General features: G+C 71.0%; 31 protein-coding genes. 17 read left to right on the plus strand and 14 right to left on the minus strand.

Translation table 11 applies throughout. The annotated features are described in order from the left end of the window. On the plus strand, nt 1–294 hold a 294-nt coding region (locus P696_RS0122015), incomplete at its 5' end, for an IS5/IS1182 family transposase (RefSeq protein WP_026412871.1). On the opposite strand, the gene P696_RS59095 is transcribed toward P696_RS0122015, so the two are convergent. From P696_RS59095 to P696_RS0122025, 3 genes are read right to left on the minus strand one after another with little or no spacing between them, the layout of a single operon-like run. Further along, entirely contained in the window at nt 284–490 is a 207-nt protein-coding gene (locus P696_RS59095) for a DUF397 domain-containing protein (protein ID WP_084337955.1), read from the minus strand. The genes P696_RS0122015 and P696_RS59095 overlap by 11 nt on opposite strands. Further along, nucleotides 487–684, minus strand: coding sequence for a DUF397 domain-containing protein (locus P696_RS0122020; protein ID WP_026414033.1), 198 nt, complete (start codon nt 682–684; stop codon nt 487–489). The genes P696_RS59095 and P696_RS0122020 overlap by 4 nt, the downstream gene beginning before the upstream one ends. Beyond that, nucleotides 681–1,487 carry a helix-turn-helix domain-containing protein gene (locus tag P696_RS0122025; RefSeq protein WP_026414034.1) on the minus strand — a complete coding sequence of 269 codons (807 nt, stop codon included), beginning with the start codon at nt 1,485–1,487 and terminating at the stop codon, nt 681–683. The genes P696_RS0122020 and P696_RS0122025 overlap by 4 nt, the downstream gene beginning before the upstream one ends. Before the next feature lie 451 nt (nt 1,488–1,938). Between P696_RS0122025 and P696_RS47245 the strand changes: the two genes are divergently transcribed. From P696_RS47245 to P696_RS0122055, 6 genes are all read left to right on the plus strand, one after another. After that, on the plus strand, nt 1,939–2,226 hold the full coding sequence (locus tag P696_RS47245) for a hypothetical protein (protein ID WP_157429849.1): 288 nt from the start codon (nt 1,939–1,941) through the stop codon (nt 2,224–2,226). 56 nt (nt 2,227–2,282) lie between these two features. After that, a complete protein-coding gene (locus tag P696_RS56140; protein WP_157429850.1) occupies nt 2,283–2,522 on the plus strand; it encodes a hypothetical protein in 240 nt (79 codons plus the stop codon). Then, complete coding sequence (locus P696_RS0122040) at nt 2,482–2,994, plus strand: DUF6879 family protein (RefSeq protein WP_026414035.1); 513 nt, start codon at nt 2,482–2,484, stop codon at nt 2,992–2,994. The genes P696_RS56140 and P696_RS0122040 overlap by 41 nt, the downstream gene beginning before the upstream one ends. Nucleotides 2,995–3,001: 7 nt before the next feature. After that, entirely contained in the window at nt 3,002–3,853 is an 852-nt protein-coding gene (locus P696_RS52785) for a helix-turn-helix domain-containing protein (protein WP_051467994.1), read from the plus strand. Nucleotides 3,854–3,936: 83 nt separating this feature from the next. Beyond that, nucleotides 3,937–4,146 carry a DUF397 domain-containing protein gene (locus tag P696_RS54720; RefSeq protein ID WP_084337957.1) on the plus strand — a complete coding sequence of 70 codons (210 nt, stop codon included), beginning with the start codon at nt 3,937–3,939 and terminating at the stop codon, nt 4,144–4,146. A 54-nt stretch (nt 4,147–4,200) separates the two neighbouring features. Then, entirely contained in the window at nt 4,201–4,626 is a 426-nt protein-coding gene (locus P696_RS0122055) for a hypothetical protein (protein WP_026414036.1), read from the plus strand. Between the two features lie 40 nt (nt 4,627–4,666). Here P696_RS0122055 and P696_RS0122060 read toward each other — a convergent pair whose 3' ends face one another. From P696_RS0122060 to P696_RS47255, 5 genes are all read right to left on the minus strand, one after another. Then, nucleotides 4,667–6,817: an ATP-binding protein gene (locus P696_RS0122060; protein ID WP_211245827.1), complete on the minus strand. Its 2,151-nt coding sequence runs from the start codon at nt 6,815–6,817 to the stop codon at nt 4,667–4,669. Next, entirely contained in the window at nt 6,810–7,382 is a 573-nt protein-coding gene (locus P696_RS0122065) for a DUF6879 family protein (RefSeq protein ID WP_026414038.1), read from the minus strand. The genes P696_RS0122060 and P696_RS0122065 overlap by 8 nt, the downstream gene beginning before the upstream one ends. Further along, nucleotides 7,383–7,607 carry a hypothetical protein gene (locus P696_RS0122070; RefSeq protein WP_026414039.1) on the minus strand — a complete coding sequence of 75 codons (225 nt, stop codon included), beginning with the start codon at nt 7,605–7,607 and terminating at the stop codon, nt 7,383–7,385. It lies immediately after the preceding gene. A gap of 264 nt (nt 7,608–7,871) precedes the next feature. After that, on the minus strand, nt 7,872–8,945 hold the full coding sequence (locus tag P696_RS0122075) for a hypothetical protein (RefSeq protein ID WP_157429852.1): 1,074 nt from the start codon (nt 8,943–8,945) through the stop codon (nt 7,872–7,874). Further along, the gene (locus tag P696_RS47255) at nt 8,942–9,331 is read right to left on the minus strand and encodes a PadR family transcriptional regulator (protein ID WP_245627765.1); all 390 of its coding nucleotides are present in this window, start codon (nt 9,329–9,331) and stop codon (nt 8,942–8,944) included. The genes P696_RS0122075 and P696_RS47255 overlap by 4 nt, the downstream gene beginning before the upstream one ends. A 256-nt stretch (nt 9,332–9,587) precedes the next feature. Between P696_RS47255 and P696_RS0122085 the strand changes: the two genes are divergently transcribed. From P696_RS0122085 to P696_RS0122100, 4 genes are all read left to right on the plus strand, one after another. Beyond that, nucleotides 9,588–10,250: a DUF4097 family beta strand repeat-containing protein gene (locus P696_RS0122085; RefSeq protein ID WP_026414041.1), complete on the plus strand. Its 663-nt coding sequence runs from the start codon at nt 9,588–9,590 to the stop codon at nt 10,248–10,250. Nucleotides 10,251–10,364: 114 nt separating this feature from the next. Beyond that, the gene (locus P696_RS47260) at nt 10,365–11,618 is read left to right on the plus strand and encodes an MFS transporter (protein WP_084337959.1); all 1,254 of its coding nucleotides are present in this window, start codon (nt 10,365–10,367) and stop codon (nt 11,616–11,618) included. A gap of 63 nt (nt 11,619–11,681) precedes the next feature. Then, nucleotides 11,682–12,479: a Rossmann-fold NAD(P)-binding domain-containing protein gene (locus P696_RS0122095; RefSeq protein ID WP_034486276.1), complete on the plus strand. Its 798-nt coding sequence runs from the start codon at nt 11,682–11,684 to the stop codon at nt 12,477–12,479. Nucleotides 12,480–12,564: 85 nt separating this feature from the next. Next, nucleotides 12,565–12,927: a hypothetical protein gene (locus P696_RS0122100; protein ID WP_026414043.1), complete on the plus strand. Its 363-nt coding sequence runs from the start codon at nt 12,565–12,567 to the stop codon at nt 12,925–12,927. Between the two features lie 96 nt (nt 12,928–13,023). Here the strand turns inward: P696_RS0122100 and P696_RS0122105 are convergent, their stop codons facing one another. From P696_RS0122105 to P696_RS47270, 5 genes are all read right to left on the minus strand, one after another. Further along, a complete protein-coding gene (locus P696_RS0122105; RefSeq protein WP_026414044.1) occupies nt 13,024–13,791 on the minus strand; it encodes an ABC transporter ATP-binding protein in 768 nt (255 codons plus the stop codon). Then, nucleotides 13,791–14,876 (minus strand): FecCD family ABC transporter permease, encoded by a 1,086-nt coding sequence (locus P696_RS0122110; protein WP_245627766.1) that lies wholly within the window; start codon nt 14,874–14,876, stop codon nt 13,791–13,793. The genes P696_RS0122105 and P696_RS0122110 overlap by 1 nt, the downstream gene beginning before the upstream one ends. Further along, on the minus strand, nt 14,869–15,945 hold the full coding sequence (locus tag P696_RS47265; protein WP_034486277.1) for an ABC transporter substrate-binding protein: 1,077 nt from the start codon (nt 15,943–15,945) through the stop codon (nt 14,869–14,871). Before P696_RS47265 ends, P696_RS0122110 begins: the two co-directional genes overlap by 8 nt. A 79-nt stretch (nt 15,946–16,024) precedes the next feature. Further along, on the minus strand, nt 16,025–16,615 hold the full coding sequence (locus P696_RS0122120; RefSeq protein WP_026414046.1) for a hypothetical protein: 591 nt from the start codon (nt 16,613–16,615) through the stop codon (nt 16,025–16,027). A 109-nt stretch (nt 16,616–16,724) separates the two neighbouring features. Then, nucleotides 16,725–18,059, minus strand: a complete 1,335-nt coding sequence (locus P696_RS47270; RefSeq protein WP_157429853.1) for an esterase/lipase family protein — start codon at nt 18,057–18,059, stop codon at nt 16,725–16,727. Nucleotides 18,060–18,415: 356 nt separating this feature from the next. On the opposite strand from P696_RS47270, the gene P696_RS0122130 reads away from it, so the two are divergent. Next, nucleotides 18,416–20,881: a beta strand repeat-containing protein gene (locus P696_RS0122130; protein ID WP_026414047.1), complete on the plus strand. Its 2,466-nt coding sequence runs from the start codon at nt 18,416–18,418 to the stop codon at nt 20,879–20,881. A gap of 64 nt (nt 20,882–20,945) precedes the next feature. On the opposite strand, the gene P696_RS0122135 is transcribed toward P696_RS0122130, so the two are convergent. Next, nucleotides 20,946–21,683 carry a PaaX family transcriptional regulator C-terminal domain-containing protein gene (locus P696_RS0122135; RefSeq protein WP_026414048.1) on the minus strand — a complete coding sequence of 246 codons (738 nt, stop codon included), beginning with the start codon at nt 21,681–21,683 and terminating at the stop codon, nt 20,946–20,948. Between the two features lie 138 nt (nt 21,684–21,821). Here P696_RS0122135 and P696_RS0122140 point away from each other — a divergent pair, with 138 nt between their 5' ends. The 5 genes from P696_RS0122140 (at nt 21,822) to P696_RS0122160 (ending at nt 26,247) form a co-directional block, all read left to right on the plus strand. Beyond that, on the plus strand, nt 21,822–22,376 hold the full coding sequence (locus P696_RS0122140; protein WP_034486279.1) for a PaaI family thioesterase: 555 nt from the start codon (nt 21,822–21,824) through the stop codon (nt 22,374–22,376). Nucleotides 22,377–22,493: 117 nt separating this feature from the next. Next, nucleotides 22,494–23,258 carry a crotonase/enoyl-CoA hydratase family protein gene (locus P696_RS0122145; protein WP_026414050.1) on the plus strand — a complete coding sequence of 255 codons (765 nt, stop codon included), beginning with the start codon at nt 22,494–22,496 and terminating at the stop codon, nt 23,256–23,258. A 77-nt stretch (nt 23,259–23,335) separates the two neighbouring features. Continuing rightward, nucleotides 23,336–24,586: a cytochrome P450 gene (locus P696_RS0122150; RefSeq protein WP_026414051.1), complete on the plus strand. Its 1,251-nt coding sequence runs from the start codon at nt 23,336–23,338 to the stop codon at nt 24,584–24,586. 7 nt (nt 24,587–24,593) lie between these two features. After that, nucleotides 24,594–25,718: an NAD(P)-dependent alcohol dehydrogenase gene (locus P696_RS0122155; protein WP_245627767.1), complete on the plus strand. Its 1,125-nt coding sequence runs from the start codon at nt 24,594–24,596 to the stop codon at nt 25,716–25,718. 73 nt (nt 25,719–25,791) lie between these two features. After that, complete coding sequence (locus tag P696_RS0122160) at nt 25,792–26,247, plus strand: DUF4334 domain-containing protein (RefSeq protein WP_026414053.1); 456 nt, start codon at nt 25,792–25,794, stop codon at nt 26,245–26,247. Nucleotide 26,248: the final 1 nt, after the last annotated feature.

Raw genomic sequence — 26,248 nt, forward strand, 5'->3', positions numbered from 1 at the left:
ACCGGTGACAAGGCGTACTCCTCGCGCGCGATCCGCCGCCACCTGCGCGGCCGGGGGATCGCCGCCACGATTCCTGAGCGCGCCGACCAACAGGCCGGACGGGCCCGGCAAGGCACCCGCGGCGGACGCCCACCCACCTTCGACCCGGCCCTCTACCGGCGCCGCAACGTCGTCGAACGCTGCATCGGCCGACTCAAGCAATGGCGAGGCATCGCCACCCGCTACGACAAACTCGCCCGCAACTACCAGGCAGCACTCACCCTGGTCAGCACACTCCTCTGGATCAACACATGATCCACCGGACAGGCCCTAGGCCAGCGACCTCCACGCACTGGCCGCCCTCGTGCGCGCTATGGCTTGACTTGCGCCAGTGCCCCGAGCCCTTGGAGTCGCGTACTCCTGCGACCTTCGTCAGGTCCGCCACTTCCACACAGTCGCCGCCTTCGTGACCACTGTGGCTGCTCTTGCGCCAGTGCGCTTGGGCGGTCATGCGATGTTCTTGATCTGGCGTGTGAGGGCCTGCCAGTTCGCAGTGGTAAGGACGAGCCGGGGGCCGTCGGCATCCTTGGAGTCGCGCACGCCGACGACATCCGTCGTGGCCGCGACCTCGATGCAATCGCCGCCTTCGTGCGCGCTGTGACTGCTCTTGCGCCATTGCGTCATGGTCAGATCCGGCAGGTTCACAGTTCCTCCATGAGTTTCCTGATCAGAGCCAGGGACTCCGTAACCGGAAGGGCGTAACCCACGAGCGTCTCGTACCTCAGCAGGTACTTGGCGACGCGCGCACGCTCACCGATCAGCATGCCAGCTCCAGCCGACTCCGTGTAGGCCATGTGGGAGCCGTCCTCCATGCCGAGGACGGTGAAGCTGCCCGCGAGACCCGGGTAGTAGCCCGTGTTCTCGGGAATGACCACGATGGTGACGTTCGGGAGTTCGCTGGCGCGCAGCAAAGCCTCGTACTGCGCACGCATGATCTCCGCGTTCCCCACGCGCCTCCTCAGCGCCACTTCGTCGATGGCGAAGAAGCAGTGGGGAGCGTTCGGCTTGGTGAAGATCTCCTGCCGCGTAAGACGCTCGGCCAGCAGGCGATCGGCCATGTCAGGGAACTCGTTCGCGCTCAGAACGGCGCTTGCGTAGGCCTCCGTCTGCAGGAGCCCGGGAACGAGGTATCCGTCGAATTTCCGGACGGACGTCGCCGCCTTCTCGCGGGTCAGGTACTCGGGGTAGCCCGGGGGGACGGCGGCGTGGAGCTCGATCTCCTTCGAGAGCTCCCACATCCGGAAGAAGATGCCGTCCGTCTTGAAGAACGTGTCGAGGTCGTCGGCGCTGTCCTTCGAGATCTTCTTTCCGCTCTCCATTTTTGAGACCCAGCCAGGGGTGCATCCGAGTTTCGACGCGAGCTCTTCCTGGGTGAGCTCGAGAGCGGCGCGCTTGCGCTGAAGTTCGCGGCCGAAGAACACGCAGGCGGGGTTGAGGACGTCCGACATTCGACCCTCCCGGGGAGCGTGACCGGACGCGCCGGTCACCTTGGATCTCGCCTGCACCGGGGGCTGGTCAGGCGACGGTCTTGCTCATGCCCTTCCGAGAGTAACCCCGTGACTGTGATGGTGTTCACACGAAATTCAAATCGGCTCTCAAACGCGAAGGTTCTCCCGATATGGACATGCGGCGCATCCCCGACTGTGTGGCTCTTGCCGCCCTTGAAGAGGATTTCCCGGCGTGGCGATTCATCGTCAGCGATAAGGGACGTTGGTGGGCACTAAGGGGACCGCTGGCCATGGACGAACTGCACGAGAAGGACGCGTTCGACGCCGATACCGCCACCGAGCTGCGGGCCGCGCTGCGCGCGCACGGGTGGGGGAACAGGAAGTTGGGAGGCTCCTGGTGACCCCGCCCCACAGCCACAGCGCGGCCCGCTGGGGGGAGGGGGTGTGGCCGGTGGGCGTGCCCCCACTCGCACCGTCCGCGCCCCCGCCCCCCGTTCCACCCCGCCCGTCCGGCGACGTCCCGCACATCCCGAGGAGGGACGTCCCGGACGGGCGGCTCCCCAGCCCCGTCGAGCGTCTGCGCACGCGCTTCCCGGGCGTCCACTTCTGGTGGGGCGTCTTCACGTTCAGCTGGTGGGCCTACGTGCCCGCCCCCGGCCTGGGCCGCCTCATCGAAGCCCCCACCCCCGACGCCCTCGCCCACCGCCTCACCCACCTCCACACCCGATCCGGCCTCTGACCGAAGGAAGGAGCCAGCACAATCCGTGCTGGCTCCTTCTGTGAAAGAAGCCGGGTGTGCGGGTGTCAACGAGCGTCACCAAGCAGGATTGCGCGATCTTCTACCGCACGGATCGCGCGTCCTGGGTGGTTCAGGGTGATCGCATGAGGCCCGAGGTGGAGGAACAGCTCGTCGGCCTCAAGCCCTCCGAGTCCTACGTGGAGATTCCGGAACGGCTGTTGGACCATCTGGTGCGCCGATACGTGAAGGAGAGATATGGACTCGATCTCGATGGAGCGGCGCAACGAGCTGATTGACGCCGCAGTTCGGGTTCTCAAGCTCGAACTTCGGGATGACTACGGTGTCGACCAGGCGCTGCTCGCCGCCTGGCGCGGGTCGGGCAGCGCGGCCGTCGCATCGTTCATCGACCAGTGGGCGGACGACGTGCGCGTGGACTTCGCGCGCGGCCAGCGCACTCGCCGGATCAGGGTGGTGTCCGAACCCCTGTCCGAGTACCAGCGCTTCATCTTCGACATCCAGGATGCGGCCGTGGACGCTGGTGAGGACATTCGATGGCTTCCCCGCCGCTTCGCCTCGACACTCCTGCTGCCCGGGAACGACATGTTCGTCCTGGACGAGGCCACGCTCATGTTCAACGTCCTGGACGGGGCGAACCAGTGCGCCGAGATCCAGTTCGCCGACGATCCCGGCCAGGTGAAGTCCTGCCTCGGGGCCTTCGAAGCCGCCTGGGCGCGCGCGATCCCGCACCAGGACTATCGGCCCGTCTAGAGCGCCGTTGTCCGAGGAAGCGAAGAACACGCGCAAGGCGTTCGGTATCCGCCTCAGGGGCTTCCGCCTCGACGCCGGGTTCTCCGGTCGCGGGCTCTCCGAGGTCACAGGAATCCACAACACCAAGATCTCGCGTATCGAGCACGGCCATCTGGACCCGAACGAGGCCGAGATCCGGAGCTGGATGACCGCGTGCGGAGTGGCCCGCCACATCCCCGAGATGATCGCGATCCGGCGCGAGGTCCTCCAGATGTGGCAGGAACACCGCGAGGCGCTGAAAGCAGGGCTCAAGCATGTCCAAGGGGAGGGGGACCTGTACGAGCGGACGCGGCTCGTCCGGATCTATGAGGCGTCACGCCTGCCCGGCATCCTGCAGTGTTCCGGGTACGTTCACGCTCTCATGGACCTGGTCTCCGAGGTCCATGACCTCTCCGGAGGCGAGGACGCGGAGGAGGCGGCCGAGACGCGCCTTCGCCGTCAAGGACTGCTCACGCGCCCCAACGGCAAGAACACCTTCTCCATCGTCCTCGAAGGCTCGGCCCTCCAGCTCGCGATAGCCGATGAGACGGTCATGACGCGCCAGTTCGACTTCCTCGCTGAGGTCACCCGGCTTCCGCACGTCTCGTTCGGCGTCATCCCAGCGGGCGCACCTCGACGGATCTGGGCCGGTGAGGGATTTTACATCTTCGACGACAGGCTCGTTCGCTCTGAGATGTGGACGGTCGAATATCGGACGGATCGTCCTCATGAGATAGCGGAATATGTTCGCATTTTTGAGCTGCTCCGCGCATCTGCCGTCTACGGGGCCGCCGTCCGTCGCCAGATCGAGCTGGCGCGTGCCCGCGTCGCTGAAAAATGATGAAAACATCTGGCTCGGGCCGAGTGGCTGACAATAGCGTTTCCACCGTGAGTTTCCGGTGCCTTCGGTGAAGGGAGACGCGGGTGTTCATCAAGTCCAGTCTGTGTGGCGGTCCGTGCAGTGACGGGTGTGTGAACGTCGCCATTGTGCGCGAGGCGGTCGTGGTCACCGACGAGAAGGGCGGGACGTCCATCTTCGACCATCGGGAGTGGGCGGACTTCGTCTCGGGCGTGAAGAAGGGCGAGTTCGACGTTCCGGGCGAGTCCGTCACGGCGGTGAGCTGCGCCGTCTGACCGCACTGGGGTGCCGGGCCCCCACTGGGGCCCGGCACTACGGAGGGGGTGGGTGTGGAGGCGGGGGCGTTTGACTATGACTACTGGAAGGGCGAGCCGACGGCGTGGTCGGCCAGGGGCGTCCACTGGCATTGCCATCTGTGGAGGGCGAGTGCTGAGCAGTATCGGAATGATGCCGAGCGGCGGGATCCGGCCTCTCAGCTTGCGCCGCTGGTCGTCCAGGAATGGCTTCGGAAGCCCGCGCGGCTCATCGACCACGTGGCGCGGACGCCGGACGACGGTGTCGCCTGGCTGTCTCGGCAGTGGGACGGCCTGAAGACGAAGGTCTCCGGCGCGCAGGACCCTCCGGACGAGACCCGCCTAGGAAGGGCACTCTACGAACTCCGCCTCGGACAGGGCGTGACCTGGGGCTTCTGGACGCTCGACGCGTCCCACTACATCGGCCTGTACCTGGTGGTCGCCGAACAAGACTGCCACTGACCCCGTCGCGCGTTTTGCTGGTCCTTCTGTGGCGCTGGCGTCAATGTTCAGGCGGCAATGGCGGATGGGCGGCGCGTTCGTATAGTTCGGTTGCTTTGTCGTTTCGTAGGAGCTCGTACAGCTCAGCGGCTTTGGCCCAGCTTTGTCGCGCGTCTGAGTGGTTGCCCACCGCTTCGAGCACCTCGGCATGTGCTTCCCACGCCATCGCCTGGCTCTGCTGGTCGCTGAAGCGGACGAAGGTGTCGATGGCCCGGTTGAGGCGGGCCTCCGCCTCGGCGGTGTGGCCCAGTCGCCGCAGTGCCGGTCCGAGGGTGAGGGCGGTCCAGGCCGTGCTCCACTCGTCCGGCAGCGCTTCGAAGATTCCTGTGGCTTGTTCGCCCAGGGTGACGGCGTGCTCGATGCCGCCTTGGGCGAGTGCGCTCCTGCTGAGGCTGAGCAGGGCCATCCCTTCTCCCCGACGCCATCCGGCTTCTCGGAAGACGTCCAGGGCGCTGCGGAACAGGGTGTTCGCGCCCTCGCGTTCGTCTCGTTCCTCGTGGATGAGGCCGAGTCCGCGCAGGGTGAAACCTTCCAGCCAGGTGTCGCCGAGGTCGCGCGCGATGTCGAGGGTGCGGTGGTAGTACTCGACGGCTTCCTCGTGCCGGCCTCCGCACCACGCGGCGTCGCCGAGGCAGATCAGGTTGGACGCCTCGCCGAGCGCGTCACCCAGGGCTTGTGCCGCCTCCAGGCCGTGTTGGTGGATCCTCGTCCAGTCGGCCCGGTGGGATCCGAGTTCGAAGAAGCCGTCCGCGACGACCGGCAGCTTCCAGGCGATGTCGTACTGCCCGAACTCAAGCGCTTGGCGTATCGCGGCGAGCAGGTTCGGACGCTCTCGCTCGAACCACTCCATGGCGTGGGTCGCGTCCGGGAACCGGGGCAGGCTCAGCTGCTCGGCGGGGACGAGGGGAATCTCGTGCGAGTACGGAAGGATCACCTTGCGGCCGTTGTCGGTCGTGTGTAGGTACCAGCTCAGGAGCTGCCGGACGGCCTGGGTCCGCACGTGCTGGGCGTCCTCCGCCGTGGTGCGTTCGAGGGCGTACGCCCGAAGCAGGTCATGCAGGCGGAAGCGGCCGTCCTTCGGTTCCTGGAGTAGGTGCGCGCTGGTCAGGTCCCGCAGCCGTCGCGCGGTGGTGCGTTCGTCGGTGCCCGTGAGCGCCGCCGCCGCGCCGATGCCGAACTCGGGGGCCGGATGCAGTCCGAGCAGCCGGAACGTCCGCCGCAGATCCGGATCGAGCGTGCGGTAGGACCAGGAGAACACCGTGCGGACGTCGCTCAGCTCGTCCTCGCGGTCGGCCAGCGCATCGAGTCTGTGCAGTTCGGCGCTCAGCGCGTCGAGCAGGCCGCTCAGCGGCAGGCATGGACGGGAGGCGGCGTGTTCCGCGACGACGCGGAGCGCGAGCGGGAGGTGGCCGCACAGTTCGGCCAGCCGAAGGGCGGCCTCCGGTTCCGCGGCCACACGGTCGTGCCCGATCACCTGGCCGAGCAGCTCCACCGCTCCCTCGGGAGACAGGATGTCGAGTGTCACTCGTGTCGCTCCCTCCCTGGTGGCCAGCCCCGCGAGCCTGCTGCGGCTCGTGATCACCGCGAAGCATCCAGGTGACGCGGGCAGCAACGGCCGCACCGCCGCCGTGGACGCCGCGTTGTCGATGACGACCAGCAGGCTTCTGCCATCGAGTATCGACCGGTACAGCGCGGCGCGCTGGCCGACGTCCTCAGGGATGGCCTCTGCGGGAACGCCCAACGCCCGCAGGAACCCGCCTAACGCGTCGTCGGCCGTCAGCGGCAGGCCCGGTCCGTACCCGCGCATGTCGACGTACAGGTCACCGTCGGGGAAGCGGTCCCGCCTTCGGCGCGCCCAGTGGATCGCCAGAGCCGTCTTGCCCACGCCCGGCGCTCCGGCGATCGCGGACACCACGACGGTCGAGCCGCCCGAAGAACCGGCGGCGAGAAGCTCGTCCAGTACTCGCTGGTCGTCCTCCCGATCGACGAACCCCGAGACGTCCAACGGCAACTGCCGGGGCGCCGGTGGCTCAGAGGACGCCCGGCCCAGGCGGATGTCCCCGTGGAGGTTGTGGACCTGGACGGCCGTCCTGGCGTCCCCGCGGTACCGGTTGCCCGTCAGGCCCGGCCCGCCGCCGGTGTTCTCAGGCACGGCCAGGGGAGAATCGGCCACCGTGCCGTGCCGCGAACTCCCGGTACGGCATGGACGACGCGACGGCCATGTCACGCCAGTGGTTGGCGAGGACGAGCTGCTCGGGATCCTCGACGATCTCGGCGGCGGTGAACGTTCCGTCGTCCTCGTAGTGCATCGTGACCAGCTGACGCGAGTCGAACAGCCAGTAGTCGTAGTGCGGCAGCCCGTCCAGCCACTCGCCCTGATAGACCGGGGCGATCCGCACGTCCTCGCCGGCGGCCACCGTGTGCTCATACGACCAGGCGCATTCGAACCGGACGTAGTCCGACAGCGGTTCCTCCACCACATGAACGCGGTGCATGCGCTTGCCCGCGCGGACGGCGGGACGCACCGTCCCCTCGATCCAGTCCGCGATGCCCGGGAACTCGCCCCGCTCCTGCCCGTCCATGAACAGCGCGAACTCGTCCTCTTCGTAGAAGACGCCGTACCGCTGCAACGACTCCAGCCGGTACGCGGTGAACCGGAAGTCGGCGAACAGCCGGTTGAACTCCGGGTCCGCGAGCGAGTGGAAGATCCGCCCCACCTAACCGGTCCCTCCCATGGCCCGCAGCCGCTCGACCGCCTCGAGCAACACCTCCGGCGCGATCCGCACCGCCGTCTCGCCGGGCAGGACGTTGTCCAACTCCGCATGCGTGGCGGTGTCCACCTCACCGCCCTGGACGACGAGCTCACCCGACTCCGCCAGGTAGACCGAGGGACAGCCGTTGCCGCCCGATCCCTTGTCCTTACTCAGCAAGACAAGCTTCACGGCCAACCACCTTCAGCAGATCAGCACACCGGCTTCGTCCTGAGTCTAAGAAGCGCCCGCCATGCCAACAAGGCCCGCCGCGACGGATGCGCTGGTCAACAGGGTTCCATGTCCGGAATTCCGGTCCGGGTGCCGGACGACGGACCGCCGTACAGGCGGGTGACCGTCTCGCGGTCTGCGCGCCAGCTCGGCCTCTGAACAGGCGCGACGGGCTCCGCTCTTTGTGTGCGGGGCCCGTCGCTGAGGTCTCGATCTCCGGTTCGGTCAGCCGGGGATGTGCTCCTGGCGGGTGGTTCGGGTTTGGGTGGGGAGTTCTACGAGGCGGACGCAGAGCATGGCGAGGGCGAAGCCGATCAGGCCGTAGGCGATCGCGAGTGAGGGGTCGGCGTGGCCGTTGCCGTTGACCAGGCCGCTCAGCGTGGTCTCGAAGGACGCGTTGGCCTGGAGGCCCAAGGCGGGCACGGCGGCGATCGCCAGCAGGGCGCAGGCGCGGCGGCCTTCGCGGGTCCGCGCCAGCACCGCGAAGACCAGGACGGCGGCCACCGACATCCCCGCCAGCTGCATCTGCTCCCAGGCGGTGAAGTCGTCGAGGAACACCCTGGTGGGCTGGTCGTGGCCGGGGACGGGCGCGTACCCGAACAGCAGGGCGAAGCCCTCGGAGGAGAAGCCCGCGGCGAGGGCCGCCGCCGTCGCCGCCGCGATCGTGACGCGGACGCGTCCGGCCAGGCGAGCGGCGTGGAAGGGCCCGGGGGAGGCGACCAGGGACGCGGTGGCCAGCAGCGCGAGGGGAAGCGACTGCCCCGTCAAGGTGGCTGCCAAGGGGCCGAAGGCGTGCGTCGCGAAGAGCTGCCCGTAGGCGGCCAGGACGATCTGGACGCCGGTGACCGCGCAGGCGGCGCGGGCGGCGGCGGCGCGCCGGCCGCGCCAGGCCAGGACGGCGATGCCCGCCCAGGCCAGCCAGTACGGCCCCATGCCGTAGAGGACGGTCATCTGGTGCGCCGTCGACCAGGGGACGATCATCTGGTTGGCGAGGGACGTCGTGGTCGGGATGTTGATGACGAACCGCACGCCGTTGGCCAGGAGCTGGAGCAGCGCGAGGAACCCGGTGAGGGCGAGGGCCGCGGGCCAGGCGGACGGGCCGTCGCCGCTGACGGCGGGCCGCAGCCTGATCCGGATCGCGCCCGCCAGCAGGTCGGCGATCTCGGCCGGGGACGGACGGGTCTGGCCGGGACGCGCGGCCGACAGCAGGAGGTCCAGCATCTCCCGCTCGTGGGTGGCGCGGTGGGCGGCCGGGTACCAGGCCAGCAACCGGCGGTAGCGGGCTTCGAGTGTGCTCAACGGAGTTCCCCTGAAAGACGCCCGGTCAGCACCGGGGCGAAGAGTGCGGAGGCGGTGGCGCCGAGGCTCGGACGGGCGGCCAGTCGGCGGGCCGCGACCTCGGTCCGGCGGCGCAGCGCCTCGACCTCGGCGGCGAGCGCGGCGGCGCCGTCCTCGGTGAGGCGGTAGTAGCGGCGCAGCCGGCCGTCGACGACCTCCTCGCGGTCGGAGGTGATCAGCTTCTCGGCCTGCAGCCGGTCGAGAGCGGCGTACAGGGTGCCGGGGCGCATGCGCGTCCGTCCGGCGGAGATGCGCTCGATGTCGGAGATGATCCCGTAGCCGTGCCGGGCCCCCTCGGCCAGTGCGGTGAGGATCAGGAAGGTCGGCTCTTGCATGGCCTTGCTCATGTGATCTTTATATATCGATGATCTGACTATCGCAACCGCGGCGAGGTGGACGGGGCGGGTAGCGTTCACGCTCATTTCAATGCAACGGCTCGTTGCATTACTTTCGATAGTGTTGCAACGATTTCGAGGCTGTGAGCTGCCGAGATGCTTGATTTGTGCAACGAGAGACTTGCAGAAATTTGGAAAGCAACGTAGCGTTTCCATTGTTCGAAACGACGGGCGGTGCGGAGCCGCCCTCATCCCCCAGGAGCGCACGATGCAGAAGTTCGACACCACCGCCCCGATCGCCGCCGTTCTCGCTGTCCCCGCCGGGCGCATCCGGATCGTCGCCGCCGAGCAGGCCGAGACGACCGTGGTGGTCCTGCCCGCGAACGACTCCAAGGGCCGGGACGTGAAGGCCGCCGAGCAGACCACGGTCGAGTTCGCCGACGGTGTCCTGCGGATCGAGAACCCGGTGAGGAACCAGCACTTCGGGGCGTCCGGCTCCATCGAGGTGACCGTCCAGCTGCCCGCCGGGTCCACGGTCGAGGCGAAGGCGGCCAGCGCCGGGCTGACCACCACCGGACGCCTCGGCGACGTCTCCTTCGACGGCGCCTACAACGAGATCAGGCTGGACGAGGTGGCGGCCCTGCGCCTCACGGCCGTGGACGGCGACGTCGAGGTCGGACGCCTCGGCGGCCCCGCCGAGATCAGCACCAGCCGGGGCGACATCAAGATCGCCGAGGCGGCGGGCGGCAAGGTCGTCCTCAGCACCCAGACCGGTGACATCTCGATCGGCGCCGCCAAGGGCGTCTCCGCCTCGCTGGACGCGGGCACCTCCAACGGCCGCGTCACCAACTCCCTCAAGAACGACGGCGACGCCACCCTGGAGATCCACGCGACCACGCCCAACGGCGACATCACCGCCCGCAGCCTCTGAGGGTGCGCGTGAGGACGGTCCGGCCCGGCCGGCGGCGATCGAGGACTCCTCGGTCGCCGCTTCGGCCGTCCGCGGCGGGGGCGATGTCGGAGGCGGCCTCTAGGGTCGGCCCGCGTGGCTTCCCAACTCGACATCGGCAGAGCGGCGACCTCGGCCCGGGCGGCGACCTCGGCCCGGGCGGCGCTCCCGCGGCCGTATCTCGCCTGGCTCGCCGGAACCCGGGCCTCCGTCCTCGGCGACGCGGCCATGTACTTCGCGCTCGGCTGGGCCGCCAGCGCCCACGGCGGGACGATGGCCGCCCTGGTCCTCACCGCGATCAACCTTCCGCGCACCGTCTTGTTGCTGCTGGGCGGCGCCGTCGGCGACCGGTTCGGCGCCCGCCGGGTGATGATCGCCGGGGACGCCGTGATGCTCACGGCCGCGCTCGTGCTCGCGGCGGCGAGTTCCCACTGGGGGACGCGGCCCTGGCTGCTCGTCGTGGTCGCCGCGGTGATCGGCGTGGTCGACGCGTTCTACCTGCCCGCGACGGGGTCGATGCCCCGCCGCCTGGTGGGTGAGGAGCAGCTGCCCCGGGCGCTGGGCATGCAACAGGCGGGCAGCCAGATCGCCACGCTCCTCGGCGCGCCGCTCGGCGGCGTGCTCGTCGCGTCCGCCGGACTGCCCGGCGCGGCCCTGGTGGACGCGGGCACCTTCGCGGTCGTCCTGGTGGTGCTCCTCTGCGTGAAACCGGCCTTCGACGTCGAGCGGTCCTCACGCGACGAGAGCCTCCTGGCGGGGGCGGCCGACGGCGTGCGGCTGGCCGTGAAGGATCCCGTGCTGCGTCCCGCGCTGCTGCTGACGGCCGCCGCCGCGGGATTCCTCCTGCCGGTGGTGTCGCTGCTGAACCCGCTGCTCGCCAGGGAGCACGGCTGGGGCGCGGGCGCGGCCGGTCTGGTGGCGGCCGGTCAGGGCGTGGGAATGATCGCGGTGTCGCTGGCGGTCACGCGGCGGGGAGCGATGAGCCGCATCGGCGTCGGCGCGGCGGTGGGCCTGTGCGTCGCGGCGCTGGGGATCGCGGTGGTGGCCGTGGCTCCGGTGACCGGCGTGGCCGTGGCCGGAGGCGTCGTGGTCGGCGGGGGCTCGGGACTGTTCGCCTGCCATATCGGTCCGCTGGTGCTGACGAGTGTCCCCGCGACGCATCTGTCCAGGGTGCAGGCCCTGCTGACACTCGTTCAGAGCCTGGCCCTGCTGGTGGCCAACAACGCGTTGGGCGTCCTCGCGGACGCCGGGACCGCCGTGATCGCCGCGGGCGTGTGCGCGCTCGCCGTCTGCGGCGCGGGGGTCCTGGGCCTGGCCTCGAAACCGCTTCGCGGCCTGCACCGGAACTGATCGCGCCGGACTTCGTCCGGTTGCGTGGGAAGAGAGCCGGGGGCGGGACGGGTTGTCCTCGGCATGGATGAGGTTCTGGTGCTGGGCGCCGGTGGGAAGACGGGGCGGCGCGTGGTCGCCCGCCTTGAGGAGCGGGGCGTCCGTGTTCGGGCGGCGTCGCGGAGAGGGACGCCGGCGTTCGACTGGAACGTTCCGGCGACCTGGGACGAGGCCCTGGACGGAATGGGCGCGGTCTATGTCGTCCGGCCGGAGTTGCAGCCGATCGACGTGCTGGAGGGCTTCGTCCAGCGTGCGGTGTCCCGGGGTGCCGGGCGGCTGGTGTTCCTTTCGGCCCGCGCGGGCGGGGAGGGTATGGACCGTCCGCGCGAGCGCGTCATCCAGGACTCCGGAGCCGCATGGACGATCCTGCGGCCCACCTGGTACTTCCAGAACTTCAGCGAGGGCCAGTTCCGCGCCGACATACGCGCGGGTGAACTGCGCCTTCCGGCGGGCGACGGACGGGAGGCGTTCGTCGATACCGAGGACATCGCCGACGTCGCGGTCGCGGCGCTGACCGAACCCGGGCACGACGAGCGGATCTACGCGCTTTCCGGGCCGCGCGCCCTGTCGTTCGAGGAGGCCACGCGGGTGATCGCGGAAGTTTCGGGACGTCCGGTCCGGTACCGGGAGACCACGCCGGACGAGTACGTGCGCCGCCTCGTCGCCGACGGCGAGACCGACCGCTTCGCGAACCTCCAGGCCAAGCTCATGGGCTGGATCTCGGAGAACGAGGGCGCCCACCTCAGCGACGGCGTCCAGCGCGCGCTGGGCCGGGAACCCCGCGGCTTCGAGGACTACGCCAGGCGAACGACCTGGACCTGACCGTCCCGGCGCGGACCGGGGCAAGACATGGTCAACGTCGGCGGTGCGCCGAAGCGGGGGGCCACCGGTCCGGTGGAGTGCGGCCATGATCACGAAACTCTCTCGCGCCTGCGGCGGCGCGGTCGCGGCGGCGCTGTGCGCGGGCACGCTCCTGATGCCCGCGTCGGCGTCCGCGTCGTCCCCGACCACCGCCCGCAAGTGCTACGACGTCGGAAAATTGGTCAAGGCGATGACGGGGTTGAAGGAGAAGACCCCGTCCAACGTCAAGAAGGTCCTGCTGGACCTCGTCCAGGACCAGTCCAAGAAACCGGAGATCGCGCGGATCATCGACGACGCCGCCGCGAGGGGCGGCGACGAGAAGGCGGTGGCAAAGGCCGCCTTCGAGGGGCTCGCCAGCGCCTGCCCCGAGCTCAAACCACTCGCCAAGATGGTGTCCAAGCAGGGGTAGACCAGGAGCCGCAGTGACCGGCTCACCGAAGTCTCGCGCGAGACCGCGCGCAAGGAGCACGTGGCCTCCGGTCCAGCCGGAGGCCACGTGCTCCCGTCAGGCGGGGGACGCGACGGAGATGTGCGGACGGCCGGTGAGGGGGTGGGGGCCGATGTGGGCGCGGACGCCGAACACCTCGCCGATGAACTCGGGTGTGAGCACCTCCAGGGGTGGGCCGGACGCCTGGACGCGCCCGTCGCGCAGGACGACGACGTGGTCGCAGTAGGCGGCGGCGTGGTCGAGGTCGTGCAGGGCGGCGAGGACGGTCAGCCCGAGCGAGCGGACCAGGTCGAGCAGGCCGAGTTGCGCGCCGACGTCCAGGTGGTTGGTCGGCTCGTCCAGGACGAGCAGCGGCGCGCGCTGGGCCAGCGCGCGGGCCAGAAGGACGCGTTGGCGTTCGCCGCCGGACAGGGTCGCGAACAGGCGGTCGGCCCGGCCGTCCATGCCGACCCGTTCCAGGGATTCGGCGATGACGGCGCGGTCCGCCTCGGACTCGCGGTCGAGCAGGCCCTGGTGCGGTCCGCGTCCCATGGCGACGACCTCGGCCACGGTGAACTCGCCGCCCGGGTCGCCGTGCTGGGTGACGGCGGCGCGGCGGAGCGCGGCCGTGCGGGGGCGCATCCGCCACAGGTCGTCGCCGTCGAGTGAGACGACACCCGTGGTCGGACGGAGCGTCCGGTACACCGTGCGCAGCAGCGTCGACTTGCCGCTGCCATTGGGCCCGATGAGGCCGACGAACTGGCCGGGCTCGGCGGTCAGCCGGACGCCGGTGACGATGTCGGCGCCGTCGACGGTGGCGGTGACGTCGGAGAGGTCGAGGCGCATCAGGCCGTCCCTCCCGTCCGGCGGCGCAGCAGCCACAGGAAGAACGGCACGCCGATCGCCGTCGTGAACACCCCGACGGGCAGCTCGTTCGGACGGTCCACGGTGCGCGTCGCGAGGTCCACCACGACCAGGAACACCGCGCCGAGCAGCGTCGCGACCGGCAGGACGCGGCGGTGGTCGGCCCCGACGGCGAACCGGGCCGCGTGCGGCACCATCAGCCCGATGAACCCGATACCGCCGACGACGCTGACCGCCGTGGCCGTGAGCAGCGACGCGACCGCGAGCAGGACGATCCGCAGCGTCCGGACGGGGACGCCGAGCGAGGTCGCGGCGTCGTCCCCGGCCAGCAGCGCGTTCAGCCGCCGGGCCTGCGAGAGCAGGAAGAGGGTGCAGGCGGCGATGACGGCGGCGGGCAGCCGCAGGTCGTTCCACGTCGCGCCCGCGATGCTCCCCATCAGCCAGAACATCAGCTTCTGCAACTCCGACGGGTCCAGCTGCAACTGGACGTAACTGGTCGCCGCCTGGCACAGGTAGCCGACGGCGACCCCGGCCAGGACGAGCCGCGAGTCGAGCAGCCGCCCGCCGCGCTGCGCCAGCACGTACACGAGCAGGACGCTGGCCAGCGCCGTGACGAACGCCGCGCCCGTCACGCCGAGCCCGCCGAGCGCGGGCGCGCCGACCGCCGCGACCAGCACCGCGCCGAGCGACGCCCCGGACGAGACCCCGAGCACGTACGGATCGGCGAGCGGGTTGCGGACGAGCGCCTGAAGCGCGACGCCCGCCGCGCTCAGCCCGGCCCCGACGAGCGCCGCGACGAGGACGCGCGGGGTGCGGATGTCCCAGATGACCTGGTCGTGCAGCGGGTCCGTGCCGCCGCCCCCGGTCAGGTGCGCGACGATCACCCGCCACGTCGCCCCGACCGGGACGTTCACGGAACCCAGCGAGATCGCGACCACGCACACGACGCAGAGCGCGACCGCGAGCCCGGCGACGAGCACGCCCGTCCACGCCCCGGACACGAGGTGCGGACGCCGGACGCCGTCGCGCGGCCTGGTCGCGGCGTTCGTTCTGAGGGTGTCAGCCAACGCCGTGCACCGCCTTCGCGATGCGCTCGACGGCCCAGGCGTTGAGCGGGCCGAGGAACGCGCCGTCCGACACCGTCGTGTAGGTCCGGGTGCGGGACGCCGACCACTGCGGATACGCGTCGAACAGGGCGCGGGCCTCGGCGGCCGGGTCCTCCTTCGCGGAGAAGACGCCGACGACCAGGACGTCCACCTGGGCGGACGCGAGCTGCTCCTTGTTCAGGGTGCTCGTGGTGTCGCGGTCGCGGCCCGCGAAGGCGTTGACGCCGCCCGCCGCGCGGATCACGTCGTCGGTGATGCGGCCGGTCATGACGGCGGGCAGCCCGTTCGCGTTCATCATCGCCATGCCGGGATAGGCCAGCAGGACCTTCCGGGCGGGCTTCCCCGCGACCGCGCGACGCACGGCGTCCACGCGTTTCCGCAGGTCATGTGCCACGTCCACGGCCTTGTACTGGACGTCGAAGATCCGGCCGAGCAGCAGCAGGAACGTCCGGGACGAGTCGATCGACACCCCGGCGTACGCCTTCTTCTCGGGCGGAGTGGCCTCCGGCTTGCCGAGCGCGCAGTTGACCGGGTTGACCAGCGTGTTCGCCCCCGCCGCGGCGAACTGCTCGCGCGTGGCGAGGCCGCGCTTGGGGTCGAAGCCGCCCGTCCAGGTGGAGATGACCAGGTCGGGCTTGAGGGCGAGGGCCTGCTCGGCGGGCACCTCGAAGTTGCGGTTCATCGTGAGGTTGCGCCGCGGCAGGGACGCGACGCGCGCGGTCATCGTCGGGTCGTCCGAGACCCCGTACGACTGGGCGTTGGCGAGGACGCGTCCTTGCAGGCCGAGCATGACGAAGCTCTCCGCCTCGGCCACGGACGTCCCGTTGAGGATCAGCACCCGCTCCGGCGGACGCGTGAACGTGACCTTCCGTCCACAGTTGTCGACACTGAACGGATAGGTCGTCCTTCCGGGCGAGGACAGGATGCCGTCCAGCGCGCCGGACGAGCCGGAGCCGGAGCCCGTGCCCGCGCATCCGGACGCGGTCAGTACGGCGGCCGTGACGGCCGCGAGTGTTCTGCGGTTGAACATGGGGATTCGTTCCCTGTGATCCGGTGGTGTGGGGGCATGCGAGGCACACCTGACCGGCCCACCGACCAACGAGGGGGGCTCAGGCGGCGTGCGGCGACACCACCGGCGGACCGCGCCGCAGCACCGCCCGGGCGAGCAGCACGCCGAGCCGGGGAGCGGGGACGTCGACGGCCGCGATCCGAGGCGTCCGCGCGAGGACGACCGGACGGCCGAGCACCAGCAGGACGACCACGGCGGCGGCGAACACCGCGTCCCACAGCCACCACAGCGCGCGCTCGGCCCCGGCCAGCAGCACCGACGCGGCGACCGCCGCGAGCGCGTGACCGCCCAGCATCGACCAGGTCAGACCGCCCGCCGCCATCCCGGGCGGCGGCATCGTCCCGTGATGCATGCCCGGCCCGCCGGGCGCGAACGCGGTGAACGCGACGTGGAAGGCCACCTGCGCCCAGCCCACGACGACCAGGATCTTCCAGAACGACATCATCCGGCCCGCGACCGCCACGCACAGCAGGCCGACCACGGCGCCGGCCCCGACCACCGCCGGGAGGGGCGGGACGCAGCACGCACCGCGTCCGCCGAGCGTGTGTCCGGCGAGCGAGAGCGCGGTGCAGGCCGCGGCGAGGAACAGTCCCCGCGCGCACCGCGGCGCCGCCGCTCCCGGAGTGGTCACCCGCCCAAGCCTAAGATCAACTTTGGGGTGCCCGATGCCGACCCCCGCCGTGGAGCGGCGGCGGAGGCCGGCGGCACCGGGAGTCACCTGGTGGACTGCCGTCCTGGGATCACTTGCCGAGCTGGTCGAGGAGCCAGCTGGCGAGCGGCTCGGTGACCTGGCCGTGCGGGGAGTTGGTCTCGTCGCAGACGAACGCGTCGAGGTCGTACTGGTCGGGGTTGAGGTCGTTGGCGGCCGTGGACAGGTCCATCGGCCACGTGACCGGGTCGTAGGAGGCGGCGACCGCGCTGATCGTCGGCACGAAGCAGGTGTTCTCGAAGACCGGGTCGATCTCGACCCCGAGCCCCTCGGCGACCAGCTTGAACGAGTCGAGCGTGCCGCCCGGGGCCCCGTCGTGGGCGGGGACGGCCGTGGTGGTGGAGTTCGTCCGCCACAGCAGCTTCTTGCCGCCGACGTACTGGTCGACGCCGCCGTCCGGCTGGGTGAGCGCGGTGGCGTTGACGCCGAGCGGGCCGTTCCAGTCGAAGACCTGCGCCCCGGCGGGGACGCCGTTGCCGGTGCCGTCGCCGCGCCCGCTGGCCATGCCGAGCTTGATCGGACGCTGCGGGAACCAGCCGACGTCGCGCAGGTCCTGCAGGAACTCGCCGCGCAGCGGGCTGGCCGTGGCGACCGGGCCGGAGTAGTCCTCGGACGGCACCCACGCCCACAGCAGCTGCTGCGCGGCCGGGCTCTTGATCAGGTCCGCCTGGGACGGCTGGCCGGGCGGCGGCTTCTCGCCGTACTTCTCGGAGAAGTACGCGAGCTGCTGCAGGATCAGCGGGATCCACGCGCCGTTGTGCGGCGAGTCCAGCGAGAAGTAGACGCCGGTGTTGTGGTCCATGCGGTTGTACTCGAGCCGGGCCAGGGCGTAGCGGGTGACCAGGCCGCCCATGCTGATCCCGCCGACCGCCATCGGCTCGCCGCCGATCTTCTGCGCGTTGGCCCGGAAGATGCAGGACGCCGCCACCCCGGCGTTCGCCTGGATGTAGGTGTGCCGCTCGCCGAAGCCCAGCAGGATGACGTCGTAGCCCTGCTCCTGGAGTTCGTCCAGCAGTCCGGACCGTCCGTCCGCGTACCGCGTGTTGAGGTAGTCGTACAGTCCGGGCATGTCGCTCGGGCCGTAGCGGAAGCCGTCCGCGAAGATCAGCGGACGCTGCAGCTCGGAGCGCCCCCTCGCCCGGTAGACGTGGGCGGTGCCGGTGGCGGGCAGGCCCTTGTAGCTCCAGGCCCCGACCAGGGGCCACTCCTCGTCCGGCGGACGGTGCGCCGCCGTGGTGTTCGGGAAGGGCGGCGAGAACAGGACTCCCCCGGGAAGCGCCGCCGCGACCTGGGCCATCTGTTCGGCGGGGAGCGCCTCGTCCCCTGAGGGCCTGCTACCTGCCTTGACGTCGATCCGTGCGTCCACTGACCACCTCCGCGATCCAGGGGCTGATGCCTCACATCTCTACGACGGCGGCTCGACCGGTGACAACAAGCACCCGATTAAGGACGCTGAGTGACTTTCCGTGACCCTTGAATCCGCTCCTTACAGGAGTCGGGCGTCCAGAAAAGGCTTTCCGGCTCCCGTGACCGGCGGGAGTGCCGGAGGCGGGTGTGAGGGTGGTGCGCAATGCGTGCGCTGACGCTGAACGAGAGCACGCCGCACGCATATGAAAGAGGAAAAAATGAGGAAAGGCGGGCGCGTGCCGCCCGCACTGCCTGTCACCCATCCGCTAGATATCGATGACTCACCGGGATGGACGCCCAGGTCAGCACGGGGGCATGATGCGCAGCAGCACCAGGACCACCACGCCTGTGACGCGTCTCGCGTCGGCCGTCGGAGCGCTCGTCGTGCTGGCCGGTTCGGTGGTCCTCACGCCCACGGCCGCCCGGGCGGCGACGACCGTGACGACCGAGGCGGAGCTGCGGGCGGCCGTCCAGGGCGCGAGCGGGCCGACGGCGGTCGACCTCGGCGCCGACATCGTCCTGGCGTCCAACGCGGCCACCATCACCGTCCCGGACGGCGCGGACGTCACGCTCGGCACCGTCGGCGGGGTCCACTCGCTGACCGGGAGCACGGCCTCGCACACCTTCACCGTCCTGGGGAGGCTGACGCTGGACGGTCCCACGCTGACCAAGGCCCCCGGAGCGGTCGCGCGGTACGCGGTGAACGTCGGCAGCGCCGCAGACCCCGGCGAGTTCGTGTTCGAGTCGGGGACGATCACCAAGCCGGACGACGGCGCGTCGTCCAACGGCGTCTACGTCAACGCGGGCTCCGCGGTCACCATGGACGGCGGCACGATCGAAGGGTTCACGAACACCGGCGCGAGCGGCGCGGCCATCCACGGCATCGCCGCCGGGGCGGGCGCGACCCCGACCAGCATCACCATCAACGGCGGCGTCATCACCGGCAACACGGCGACGAACGCCGCCAACACCGGCATCGTCATGATGGCGGGCGGCACCGCGGGCACGTCGGGCACCATCACCGTGAACGGCGGCCAGATCACCGGCAACACCGCCACCCAGGGCAACGGCTCCGGCGTCACCGTCCTGGGGGCGACGTCCGGTGACGGCGTGGTGAAGGCGGTCATCAACGGCGGCCGGTTCACCGACAACACCGCCAACGCGGACGCCGCGGGCAGCGGCGCCGCCCTCCTGGGGGTGAACAGGACCTCCCTCATCGTCATCAACCAGGCCACCATCTCGGGGAACACCTCCCGGGCGGGCGCCGTCACCACCATCAACGGAGCCCTGGAGATCCACGGCGGGCTCATCACCGGGAACGAGGCCGTCAACACCTCCGGGCACGGCGACGGCGCGGGCGTCTACGTCAACGGCGGCCAGGCCGTGATGGACGGCGGGACGATCAGTGACAACCGCGCGGCCGGATCAGGCGGCGGCGTGCGGGTCAACGGCGCGGCGGGACGCTTCGAGATGAACGGCGGCGTCATCTCCGGCAACACGGCGGGAACCATCGGCGGGCAGGAGGGATCCGGCGGCGGGGTGTTCATCGGCATCCGCGGCGCGACGTTCGTCCTGAACCGCGGCGAGATCACCGGCAACACCTCCCTGGTGTTCGGCGGTGGGGGCATCAGCAACGCCAGCTCCAACCTCTTCGTCAACGGCGGATCCATCACCGGCAACACCGCCCCGGACGGCGCCGGTGTCATGAACTGGCTCAACGTCCTCGACCCGCTCCTCGCCCCGGCGCGGTTCACCATGACGGGCGGCACCATCGCCGACAACGGCGCCGACACCGATCCGGGCGACCGCGCGGTTCGCGGCGGCGGCGTCCTCAACGTCGGGTCGGACCTCACCATGACCGGTGGAACGATCCAGGACAACGCCGCGAGCGAGGACGGCGGCGGCGTCTACAACGACGCCCTCCTGACCTCCGCCGGTGCCGTCTTCCGGCAGGGAAGGGTGACCATCGACGGCGGAACGGTCACCCAGAACCGCGCGGCCCACGATGGCGGCGGCATCTACACGACGTCGAACGCCACGGTGGACATCACCGCCGGCACGGTCTCCGAGAACACCGCGACCAACGACGGCGGAGGGGTGTTCACCCAGGACTACGAGAATCTGACCGTGGCCGCCGGGGTCGTGTTCTCGGACAACTCCGCGGTCGGTCCCTTCGCCCGCAACCCCGCGCAGGACGCCGTCTACGCGGCCAACATCCACGGAACCGACTGGACCAGCCCGCTGACCCAGGGCTACAACAACTGGGACATCAACCACCGGTTCCTCGAGCCCATCGCCTACACCGTGACCTACCACGGCAACGGCAACACGGGCGGCACCGCCCCGGTCGACGCCTTCGCCTACTCCCTGGGGGGCGTCGTCACGGTGCTCGAACCCGGCGACCTGGTCAAGACCGGACACACGTTCGCGGGCTGGTCGACGGACCCGAACGCCACCACCGCGCAGTACCAGCCGGGCGACACCTTCACGATCACCGGCGACACCGACCTCTACGCGGTGTGGAAGCCGGGCGGGCCCCCGACCCCCACGCCCACCCCGACGCCCCCCACACCGAAACCGACGCCGAAGCCGACGCCGACCGTGAAGCCGCATCCGCATCCGCGCCCGCATCCGCACCCCGTCCACGGCGGTGGCCTGCTCCCTCGCACGGGCGCGCCCACGCTGATCGCTTCCCTCGTCGCGACAGGGTTCCTGATGCTGCTGGTCGGGGCGGGTCTGCTGGCCACCGGCAAGTCCAGGCGCGCCCGCAGGAGGACGTAGGCGCCAGGCCGTCGTCCCTCACAGGGCAGCCCGCCGGGGAGTCGCGGGCGGGGGTCGCCGCCCGTCAGGGGGTGGTGACGTGTTCGAGGATGAGGCGGTCGAGGGCCGCGGCGAGGGAGCGGTAGCGCTCGCGGAGGGCCGCGCCCGGCCAGTCCGGCGGGAGGAGGTCGTCCGGGAGGAGCGGGTCCTTCAGCAGGTGGCGCAGGACGGCGGCCGAGATCGTGAACTGCTCGGCGAACGTGTCGGACGTGCCGAGCGCCTCGTGGAGCGCGCGGGCGGTGGCGGCCCAGGCCGGGAGGTCCCAGAGCGTCGCGGCGAGGTCGGCCGGGGGCTGCTCGGGGTGGCCGGTGAGGAAGACGCACTGGTCCTCGACGATGTCCGGGCGTGGGCGGGCGAGGTTCGCCGGGCGCAGCCAGGTGCCCTCGCGGAGTTCGGCCAGCCGTAGTTCGGACATGGCCTGGCGGAACTCGGCACGGGCGGCGGCGGGACGGCGCTCGGCGGTGACGACGGCGATCTCCCACGAGCCGTCCCAGGGGAGGGTGCGCGGGTCGCGGGACTCGTCCTGGCGGCGCTGGCGCGAGATCAGGCGCTCGGACAGGGCGTACGCGCCGTCCCGCTGGACGAGGTCGCCGGACGCGACCATGCGCGAGATGGCGACCCGGACGGTGCCCTCGGCGATGCCGAAGCGTTCGCCCACGCGCACGAGGTAGCGCGCCGGGAGCCGGGGCGGGTGCACGCCGAGAAGCGTGCTGAGCACGACCGACCGGGCGGTGAGCGGGCGCAGTCCCAGATGGTTCGACATCCTGTGCGGACCTTACCGTGATTACATGCTTATGTTGCGTGTGGCTGGTCTGTAAGGCCCGGCCCGGGTGCGGGACGCCGGACGGCGGCCTCGTACGCTGCGCGTGGTTCACCGAACGATGCTCGGAGTGTGGTGCGCATGACGTCCTCCCCGTCCGCTTCCCCGTCCGTCCCGAGGCCCGCGAGGCCCGGTCCCGCCTCGTCCCGGACGACCCCGCCGCCCGGAGCGGCGACGCCCGCGCCCTCGGGTGACCTCGCCGTCGCGCTCGCCTCGCTGGCCGGGTTCGACGGGTGCTTCGGCTGCGGCAGCGAGGCCGAGAGCGGCCTGCGGATCCGTCACACCGGCGCCGAGGACGGCGTCGTGACCTGCGAGTTCACCGTCCGGAAGGAGCATCAGGGCGCGCCCGGCCTGTGCCACGGCGGGGTGCTCGCCACCGCGATGGACGAGGCGCTCGGCGGAGCCGCCTGGCTGCTCGGTAACCGTTATGTCACCGGACGGCTGGAAACCGACTACCTCGCGCCGGTCCCGGTCGACTCGGACGTGTTCGTGCGGGCATGGTGCACCGGCGTCGACGGGCGCAAGGCCTACCTGGAGGGTGAGGCGCGCGTGGGCGGGCCGGAGGGGACGATCGCCGTCCGGGCCGCCGCCGTCTTCATCGAGGTTCCGGGAGAGCACTTCGTTCCGGAGGGCTGACGGGCAAGCTACAGGCAAGCACGGCGAGCGGCGGCGGGCCCGGGGCGGACGAGCCACGGGCGGGCCCGCGCGGGCGGCGGGCAAAGGACAGGACGGCCACAAGAGGAGCTGATCGTCATGGGTGTTCGCGTCGAACGCGACGGGACCGTCACCACCGTGATCCTGTCCCGGCCCGAGGTGCGGAACGCGGTGGACGGGCCGACCGCCGAGCAGCTCGCCGAGGCGTTCCGGGAGTTCGACGCCGACGACGACGCGTCGGTGGCCGTCCTGTGGGGCGAGGGCGGGACGTTCTGCGCGGGCGCGGACCTCAAGGGCCTGGGCGAAGGGCGCGCGAACCGCGTCGCCCCGGACGGGGACGGCCCGATGGGCCCGACGCGGATGCGGCTGTCCAAGCCGGTCATCGCGGCCGTCGCCGGGCACGCCGTCGCGGGCGGGCTGGAGCTGGCGCTCTGGTGCGACCTGCGGGTCGTCGAGGAGGACGCGGTGTTCGGCGTCTTCTGCCGCCGCTGGGGCGTCCCGCTGATCGACGGCGGCACGGTCCGGCTGCCGCGCCTGGTCGGGACGTCCCGCGCGATGGACATGATCCTCACCGGACGTCCCGTGGACGCGGAGGAGGCGCTCGACATCGGCCTCGCGAACCGGGTCGTCCCGAACGGGACGTCGCGGGAGGCGGCCGAGGAGCTCGCGGCGTCGCTCGCGTGCTTCCCGCAGTCGACGCTGCGCAGCGACCGCCTCGCGGTGCTGGAGGGCGAGGGCAGGCCCGTGGAGGACGCGATCGCGGTCGAGTACCGGCACGGTCTGGGCTCGCTGGACGCGGCGCTGACCGGCGCCGCGCGGTTCGCCGCCGGACACGGACGGCATGGGGATTTCAGCGACATCTAACGACAAGATCGACAAGGCTTGACCGAGCGTTATCCGGCTTCTAGGTTCCGTAACGGACCACCCCCTGAGGAGCCGAGATGACACTGACGGCAGGCGAGGCGGGACGGGCCCTCGCGACCCCGTCCGCCTACGCCGACGACGCACGGCTCCACGAGGCGCTCACGCTGCTGCGCCGCGAGTCGCCCGTGCACCGCGTCGAGGCGGACGGCTACAACCCGTTCTGGGCGATCACCAGGCACGCCGACATCCTGGAGGTCGAGCGCCGCAACGACCTGTTCCTCAGCGCGCCGCGCCCGATCCTCGGCACCGCCGAGTTCGACCGGATGAACCAGGCCCGCGTCGACCAGGGCATCGCGCTGCGCACCCTCATCCACATGGACGACCCCGACCACCGGGTCGTCCGGGCGATCGGCGCGGACTGGTTCCGGCCGAAGGCGATGCGCGCGCTCGAACCGCGCGTCCGGGAGCTGGCCCGACGCTACGTCGACCGGCTCGCCGACCTGGGCGGACGCTGCGACTTCGCGCGGGAGGTGGCCGTCCACTTCCCGCTGTACGTGATCCTGTCGCTGCTCGGCCTGCCCGAGTCGGACTTCGACCGGATGCTGAAGCTCACCCAGGAGCTGTTCGGCGGCGACGACGAGGAGATGCAGCGCGGCCGGACGCCGGAGGAGAAGCTCGCCGTCCTGCTCGACTTCTTCGCCTACTTCCAGGAGCTCACCGCCGCGCGCCGCGCGCACCCCACCGACGACCTCGCCTCGGCCATCGCGAACGCGCGCGTGAACGGCGAGCCGCTGAACGACATGGACACCGCGTCCTACTACGTGATCATCGCGACGGCGGGGCACGACACCACCTCGTCCACGATCGCGGGCGGCCTGCACGCCCTGGTCACCCACCCCGACCAGCTGGACCGGCTGCGCGGCGACCTGTCCCTCATGCCCTTCGCCGTGGACGAGATGATCCGCTGGGTCACGCCGGTCAAGGAGTTCATGCGGACGGCTGCGACCGACTACGCGCTGCGCGGCGTGACGATCCGCAAGGGCGACTCGCTCCTGCTCTCCTACCCGAGCGCGAACCGCGACGAGGACGTCTTCGACGACCCGTTCCGCTTCGACGTCGGACGCGATCCGAACAAGCACCTCGCGTTCGGGTTCGGCGTCCACTACTGCCTGGGCGCGGCGCTCGCCCGGATCGAGGTCCGCGCGTTCTTCGAGGAACTGCTGCCCCGGCTGGAGACGCTCGAACTGGACGGCGAGCCCACCGGCACCGCGACCACCTTCGTCGGCGGCCTCAAGCGCCTCCCCATCCGCTACACCCTGAAGGGCTGACCCGCCCGTGCCGCCCCTGGCAGAGCCCAGCGCGACGGCGCGCGCCCGCGCGGCGGTGTTGCGGGCGCATGACGCGCCGTTCGTGGTGGAGCCGGTGGAGTTGTCCGAGCCGGGGCCGGGTGAGGTGCTCGTCCGGATCGCGGGCGTGGGCCTGTGCCACACCGACCTGCTCGGACGCGTCCCCGGCGATCGCGTCCCGAAGCCGGTCGTCCTCGGGCACGAGGGGGCGGGCGTGGTCGAGGCGGTCGGGCCGGGGGAGGGCGGCGGGCTCGCGGTCGGCGACCACGTCGTCCTGTCGTACGACTCGTGCGGGCTGTGCGCGAACTGCCGCGACGGACGGCCCGGCTACTGCGCCCGGATGGCGCGCCTCAACATGGCCGCCGTGGTTCCGGACGGCCGTCCGCGTGCTTTCGACCAGGCCGGATCGCCCGTCCACAACCGGTGGTTCGGACAGTCGTCCTTCGCGACGCACGCGATCGCGACCGTCCGGAACGCCGTGAAGGTCGATCCTGAAGCGCCGATCGAACTGCTCGGGCCGCTCGGCTGCGGGGTCCAGACCGGCGCGGGATCGGTGCTGCTGGCGCTTTCGGTCCGTCCGGGAGAGGCGCTCGCGGTGTTCGGCGCGGGCGCGGTCGGGCTGTCGGCCGTGATGGCCGCGCGGCTCGTCGGCGCGGACCCGATCGTGGCCGTCGACCTGCACCCCTCCCGTCGCGACCTGGCCCTGGAACTCGGCGCGACGCACGCCCTGGACGGCGCGGACCCCGACCTCGCCGGACGCCTCCGGGCCCTGGTCCCGGACGGCTTCCACCACGCGCTCGACACGACCGCGCGGCCGGACGTGGTCGCGACCGCCGTCGCCGCGCTCCGCACCACCGGGACCTGCGGTCTCGTGGGGGTGGGAGGTGAGGATTATCGACTCGATTCCACCCTCATGCTGATGGGCCGGACGGTTCGGGGCATCATCGAGGGCGATGCCGTTCCCCAGACCTTCGTCCCCCGGATGCTCGACCTGTGGCGGCGGGGGCTGCTGCCGTTCGACCGCCTGATCCAGACCTATCCGCTCGCCGACATCGCCCGCGCCGAGGCGGACGCGACGTCCGGCACGACCGTGAAGCCCGTCCTTCTCCCCTGAGGACCACCCCCCCGCGAGTACCTGCACAGCCGCCCCGCTCTTCCGCGACGTTCGTGAACCCCCTGAGGTGGACATGAGCACCGAAGACCGCGCCCTCGCCCTCGTTCTCGGAGAGGCCCGCCCGGACCCGGGCGAGCTCGCGACCCTGTTCCGGGCGCTGCCGCCCGTCGAGCCCGGCGGCCTGACCGGGCTGTGGCGCGGCGGCGTGTTCGACCCGGAGGACCGGATGGCCCGCCTGCTCACCCGGTTGCGCTGGTACGGCAAGCGGTTCACCGACCCCGAGAACGTGGACCCTCTGGTCTGCCGCACCGACGACGGCGCCCTCTACACCTACGACGGGATGGGCTCGGCGCGGCTGCGCGAGGTCGTGCGCGACGGCGTCGCGTCCGCCGCGATGATCTACGACGGACGGCCGATCATCGACCACTTCCGCCGGATCAGCGGCGACGTCCTCATGGGCGCGATGGACGCCAAGGGCGAGGCGTCCACGCTCTACTTCCACCTCACGCGCGACCCCGGGGAGCGGTGAG

Origin of the sequence: Actinomadura oligospora ATCC 43269, assembly GCF_000518265.1 — a bacterium.
Lineage (GTDB): Bacteria > Actinomycetota > Actinomycetes > Streptosporangiales > Streptosporangiaceae > Spirillospora > Spirillospora oligospora.